The organism is Pseudoalteromonas maricaloris (assembly GCF_024746855.1).
GTDB classification, from domain to species: domain Bacteria; phylum Pseudomonadota; class Gammaproteobacteria; order Enterobacterales; family Alteromonadaceae; genus Pseudoalteromonas; species Pseudoalteromonas maricaloris.
In genome coordinates, this window is the sequence record NZ_CP024625.1 from 129749 (window position 1) to 135982 (window position 6234).

The 6234-nt window shown below is 41.3% G+C and carries 3 protein-coding genes; 2 read left to right on the plus strand and 1 reads right to left on the minus strand.

Going from position 1 to position 6234, the window contains the following annotated elements; genetic code table 11:
- Positions 1–166: 166 nt before the first annotated feature.
- Positions 167–1417, minus strand: coding sequence for an efflux RND transporter periplasmic adaptor subunit (locus CTT31_RS00600; RefSeq protein WP_249122438.1), 1251 nt, complete (start codon positions 1415–1417; stop codon positions 167–169).
- Positions 1418–1767: 350 nt separating this feature from the next.
- Between CTT31_RS00600 and CTT31_RS00605 the strand changes: the two genes are divergently transcribed.
- On the plus strand, positions 1768–4200 hold the full coding sequence (locus CTT31_RS00605) for a penicillin acylase family protein (protein ID WP_211858988.1): 2433 nt from the start codon (positions 1768–1770) through the stop codon (positions 4198–4200).
- The gene (locus CTT31_RS00610; protein WP_130125699.1) at positions 4200–5843 is read left to right on the plus strand and encodes a cyclic peptide export ABC transporter; all 1644 of its coding nucleotides are present in this window, start codon (positions 4200–4202) and stop codon (positions 5841–5843) included. Before CTT31_RS00605 ends, CTT31_RS00610 begins: the two co-directional genes overlap by 1 nt.
- The last annotated feature ends 391 nt before the right edge of the window (positions 5844–6234 follow it).

The following is a 6234-nucleotide window of genomic DNA, read 5'->3' on the forward strand; positions in this document are numbered from 1 at the left end:
TTCTTTATAATAATTGTTATATTACATTGGCTAATCTGCTCGAGAATGTGTAGCCCTTTGGTGACTTGAGCACAGAACAGATTTTTCAGGGCCTTTTTAACTAGTTTTAGATGCCATAGGAATTCTCCTTAAGCGGGCTAGTAGATAATCTTATTCATTGACTGTGTTAATTTAAAATGTGAATCCGATCGGCATCTTTGAAATTTGTCAGATTGGACAAAATCAACCGATCATTTTCTACCGCACCACCGTATATTTCTATTTGATTGCCCGATTCATTGCCAAAGCTGATCAACTTTTTCTCAGCCCATTCGTTTTCAGGGTCTAATTTGAATAATTCCATTTGGCTACCTTTTTGGGCATTGATGGGGCGTTCAATAAAGAGGGTATCTCTTAAAGTGGTGATAACGATTTCTGCGTCGACACTTAATTCAGGGCGAGCCGAAGGTGGCGCTGGAGCGTCAAAGGTAATTTCAACCTCGATGGTCCCCTCATTGACTTGTGGAGCGATTCGGCTTATTTTTCCGGCCATTTTGTCTTGTATTGATTTCACGCTGACTTGCTGACCAATTTGCAGCTGGTCCGCATTTGACTGAGAGACTTTTATCATCGCCAATAAGTCATCTTTGCTGCCGACTAAGGCTAATTCCTGGCCAGCGGTGACACTTTGTCCTAATTCAACAGGCATGCGTTGTAAAATACCCGCCAGGCCGGCTCTAACCGTTAACTGTTCGACTTGCTCGGCTGCGCTACGGTATAAATTGGCATATTCATTGATTGCTTCTTGCTGAATGTTTTCAACCTCTTGGTTTACTGCTTTGTATTGCTCCAAAGCTTCTTCGAGTAAATTAACCCGCAATTTCATTTGTTCTACGTTCAGCACTGTGGTTTGGTAGGTTATACTGGAGACGATACCGTTTTGCACCAGCTTCTGTTCGGCAATTTTTTTCAGTTTTGCCACCTCATATTCAGAGCTCAATTCGGCGAGCTTGGATTTCTCTGCTAATAATTTCTGACGGTTACTGAGTTTTAGCCTTCTCAGGTTCGCTTTTTCTTTTGCTAAGGCTATTCTAGCTGCTTCTAGGTTTTTAAGTGCTTCAGGATTATTAAGTTGCATAATCACACTGTCTGGCTCAACTTTTGCTCCGGGGCGCAAATATATTTCTTTCACCGTAGCCGGAGTCTGGGAAGTGATAAGAGTTTGCTTTTTAGAACGTAAGACACCATAGCCGCCAACGAGTACTTGCAAATCTCCCCGTTGAACAGTGCCCCAGATGAGTTTGTCTCGTTCAATGTTAGGTATGCTGTCAGATTGTCCTCTTGCCGATACATATAAGACCCCAAGGAAAATAAGGCTCAGCAGAAATATGATGGATTTCTTCTTGTTTTTTTTGGCGGGGGATCTAATGACGTCCATTGGCTGAAAATATTCCTAATTTTGATATTTAAACTGATTTTATAACATGAATATTACATAATTAAAAGCCATCAAATCAGGAGATAATAGATATACTGCCAGCTCCTTTGCCTCCGTGCTTTTAACTTGATTTTGGCTATAGTCAGTTAAGGGGGATTTTAGCATTTTGTGAAGTTCACTATAAAAATGTTTGTATTTTCAGTTGACTAATGTGCTAGTATCTTTAACCACTATTTTACGGTATAGCAACTTAAAAGGCTTAATTCGCGCAACCTTTATTTGGTTTTATATGCTGGACTTAAGCCAAGTATTGGGTTTGAGTATTGGAAAATTAAGTAGGTATTAATGGGATGTTAACTAGATTTCCGATAGTTTCTCGCTTTGGTTTATTCATTATTACTCCGCTTTTTGCTGTATTTCTCACTGGCTACAATATGCTGTGCGAAAGTGTCTCTGACGCAGAGCAGCCGGTATTATTAAACGGCATTAACGATGAAGTGGTCATTGTTAGAGATGAAGCTGGTATTCCGGCGATCACTGGTAAGAGTGATAATGATGTGTTTTTTGCCATGGGCTTTATTCAAGCTCAGGATCGGCTCTGGCAGATGGAGCATAACCGAAGACTGGCTCAGGGGCGCTTAAGTGAAATCTTTGGTATTGACCAGCTGGACACGGATAAATGGATGAGAACTTTAGGGCTTTACCGTGCCTCTGAACGAGCTCAGCAAAGGTTGGGAGCCGGAGCTAAACAAGCTCTGGAATCATATTCGCAGGGAGTTAATGCGTGGATCAATCAAGCTGAGCAATTACCAGCTGAATTTGAGCTGTTTGATTATCTCCCTGAACCCTGGTCGCCTGCTGATTCCATTGCTATGGGGAAACTATTTGCGTTAACCCTTGGAGGCAACGCTTTTCTCGAATCCCAGCGACAGATTTCGCAAAAAATGTTATCCGAACAGCATTATGCGAGCTTATTTCCCGATGTCGTCACCTCGAATAATAATTACGCCTTTGCATCAGCATCAATAGCGGATATCGCTGTCAATGTCAGCCAGCAACACTTGCTTGGTGGTAAAAATGTTGGTAGTAATGCTTGGGTAATTTCAGGAAAGTTAACGGCAAACGGTTCTCCGATTCTGGCCAATGATCCCCATCTGGCCCTACAAATTCCTTCTGTGTGGTATGCCGCAAAGTTAAAAGGGGACAATATAACGGCCAGTGGTATGACTTTGGTAGGTATGCCGATCATTGTGTTTGGCACAAATGAGCATATTTCCTGGGGGGGGACAAGTTTACCTGCCGATGTTCAGGATCTTGTCTCTTTGAGAATGAATCCTGATCAGGGAAGTTTCTATCAAGCTCGGGGTAAATGGCTCAAATTTGAAGAGCGGCAAGAAGTGATTCATATTGCCCCGGGTTTTCCTGAGATACTAAAAAAGAAAATTAAACCGGTAAAAATGAGGGTGCTCAGCTCTGTTTACGGACCTGTGGTCAGTGACTTTATCGGTGCTTCTGGCCAGACTCTTTCGTTGCAGTGGTCTGCACTTGAAGCTGGCGATACGACTTTTGAAGCTCTATACAAGTTGAATTATGCTCAGGATTGGCAACAATTCCGACAAGCGTTAAGTCTGCATGTGGCACCTTCTTTAAATATCTTGTATGCAGATAAAAACAATAATATAGGTATCAGCGCGGCAGGGAAAATACCGGTCAGAAACAGTAGCTCTTTTGGTATGCTACCGACATCCAGTGATCATTTCTCATGGAATGGTTATCTTGATTGGGCCGATATGCCTTATGAATATAACCCGGCTCGAGGTTTTATTGTTAATGCTAATAATAAAAGTGTCAGTGATGACTATCTTCATTTTATCTCTAACGATTGGGCGGATCCTGCAAGGGCTGAAAGAATAGCCGATCTCATTAATGAAAAGGTAGCGAAGCATGAAAAAATAGATGTCGCTTATGTTGCCAAAATGCAGAATGACCTGTTTGACTTAAGCGCTGAAAGTTTACTCCGAACACTAGCAAGCATCATTCGGGAGCAAGATACTCAAGATGAATTATTAATATCCCTTTATCGCTGGAACCGGGACTTTAGCGAAAAGAGTAATGCCGCCGCGATTTACATGTCATTTTTACGCCATCTTAAATTAAGGTTGTTTAAAGATGAGTTTACTCAATACTATGGCTCGTCTGGGCTTATGGCGCTGACCGAGCAAATCATCAAGGGGCTAGAGATTGATATCGTCAATAGAGCATTAACCGTTGATGCTTTTTGGTGTGATAATGTTGCTACTGCGCAAGAAGAAACTTGCAAAGATATCATATCGCTGGCGCTAAAAGATGTGAGAGACGAATTAACCAAACTGGGCGGCAGTAATATAGACGATTGGCGTTGGCAGCAATTTAGTCGGCGTACCTATAAGCACCAACCTTTTAGTCAGTTCAAGCACTTGGACCATGTTTTTGAAAGAGAAGCTGCGAGCAACGGCTCTGCCAACACTATTAATGTCGCTAGTTATGCCTTCGACGAATCGGAAGGTTATATCCAATCTCTTGGTGCAACCTTTAGGCAAGTTATTGAAATGTCATATGATACTAACCATCTAATGACAAATTCTACCGGACAGTCCGGCAATGTATTCAGCCAGTTTTATGACGATATGCTAAGTTCGTTCGACGTAAATGAGCTACACTCCATGAAGGCCTCCTTAGCCGGGAAACCCATCATCTTGCGGCCTGTTCCTCTCTCACAGTCAAGTCATGTGGAGGGGAAATAATGAAGATCATGAGTGAATTTGGTAAAAATGCCCCTAATAAGGTGTTTATTTCTCTGATGTTAGGTGTAAGTGCAGGGATTCTCTATGTCGGCTTGATCCCCCTGGTGTTGTCGAGCCTGGATGAACTGCCCGGGATCATGTATACCGATTCTGCACCAGCAGAATTATTCGGTTATCAGATTTCTAATCTGCCAATCGCATTCGCTTTTTTCTCTCTTTGTCTGCTGATCTTAATTTTTAGAACTGTATCTCAAATTATGCTGACGGCGGTTTCCCTTAACCTGACGATGAAGGTGAGAGAGAATTTATATCAGCGTGTTAGCAGCTCGCCAATAGATGTCTTGGAAAAGATCGGTTCGCCGCGCATTATCAATACCATGACTATGGATGTCAGAAGGATTGTAGATGGCGCGAGTATGGCGCCCCCAATGCTAGTTAGCTTGGCAACCGTCGCCGGTATGATGTTTTATATCTGGATTGAAAACTCAAAAGTATTCTATTTTGTTTGTTCAGCGTTATTGGTCGGTGTTATCAGCTATCAAATTCCTATTTTTATCGGACGTAAATATATGTTGCGAGCGAGGGAATTAATGGATGAATTACAGGAAGGCTTTCGCGGCGTGATTTTAGGGGCAAAGGAATTAAAGCTGAATAGAAAAAAGAAGGACAACTTTATCAAAGATGAGTTGTTGGCGGTGGAATCAAAAATTGAATCTACCAATATCAGGGCAGAGACCGTATTAACTTCAGCCATGAATTACGGCGACATGATCGGCTTTTTTGCAATTGGTTTGCTGGCATTTGTTTACGTTAACTATGAACAGGTCAGCAATTCAGAGCTCATTGCCATCATCATGATCTTACTTTATATCTCCAGCCCAGTTGGTGCTATTTTGTCAGCTATCCCTGTTTTTATCAGCGCAAATGTGTCCTATAAAAGGATGGAGGAAATTTATGCTGAAATGGTGGACGAAGACAGTTTTGACGAAGAGCTTGAATTGCCTTGCTGGCAGCAGATACAGCTAAAAAATGTAACTTATACCTATAACGACGAGCATGCATTCAAAGCCGGACCTGTTGATTTAACGATTAAAAAAGGGCAGATCACCTTTATTGTCGGCGGTAACGGTTCAGGTAAGTCTACGATAAGTAAAGTTATCACCCAGCATTATTACCCGACTACGGGACATGTCTGTTTTGATGATGTGCAAATCAACAGAAGTAACATCAATAGCTATCGCCAGACGATCTGTTCTATCTATAGCGATTATTATTTATTTAAAACCCTGCATGGCATAGATCTGCAATGCCCGAAAGTGAATGCAAAAATCCATCAATTAATCAAAGATCTGGCTTTAGATGGAAAGATTAAATTTGAAAATGGCAGGTTTTCTACGACTAAATTATCGGATGGCCAGCGTAGACGCCTAGCGTTATTGGTGGCGGTGATGGAAGATAAAGATTTATATGTTTTTGATGAGTGGGCCGCAGATCAGGATGCAGTGTTTAGAAAAGTCTTTTATGAACAAATATTGCCTGAGCTTAAACAGAAAGGAAAAGCAGTGGTTGCTATCAGCCATGACGATCGCTATTTCCATCTTGCCGACCAGATTATTAAATTTGAATCCGGGTTGAGGGTTTGATAAAAAACATACAATCCCACCCTTTATTCTTTTGAATGATTGGTTTATGATTGTTTCTTCTGGGTTATTTTTATGTTAAGTTTGGGTTGTATGGATGATGAACAAATTAGACGTAGTGATGGACTGTAATAAAGTTAAGTCTCTTGTGAGATTTTCTAATAAAACCCCTCGTGTGCTAGTAGCATTTTCCTTACATAACCTCTTCGGCTCACCTGCATATCCAATTAAAAACTTATTCTCTAGGTTTTGTTTGCCAAGTTTCTTTTAACACTTTGGCGTAATTTTCAAGCTAAGCCCTTTTTGTCCCGAAAACCCAGTGCTAGCTTGGCTTAAGCACACTCTGAGCAATAATTATTAAGCATTTATCAATAACATAATTAGAAGAATAAAT

Excerpts from the sequence above, each read along its gene's own strand:
- CTT31_RS00610 (WP_130125699.1), top strand. The coding sequence starts at position 4,200 with ATGAAGATCATGAGTGAATTTGGTAAAAATGCCCCTAATAAGGTGTTT.
- CTT31_RS00600 (WP_249122438.1), bottom strand. The coding sequence starts at position 1,417 with ATGGACGTCATTAGATCCCCCGCCAAAAAAAACAAGAAGAAATCCATC.
- CTT31_RS00605 (WP_211858988.1), top strand. The coding sequence starts at position 1,768 with ATGTTAACTAGATTTCCGATAGTTTCTCGCTTTGGTTTATTCATTATT.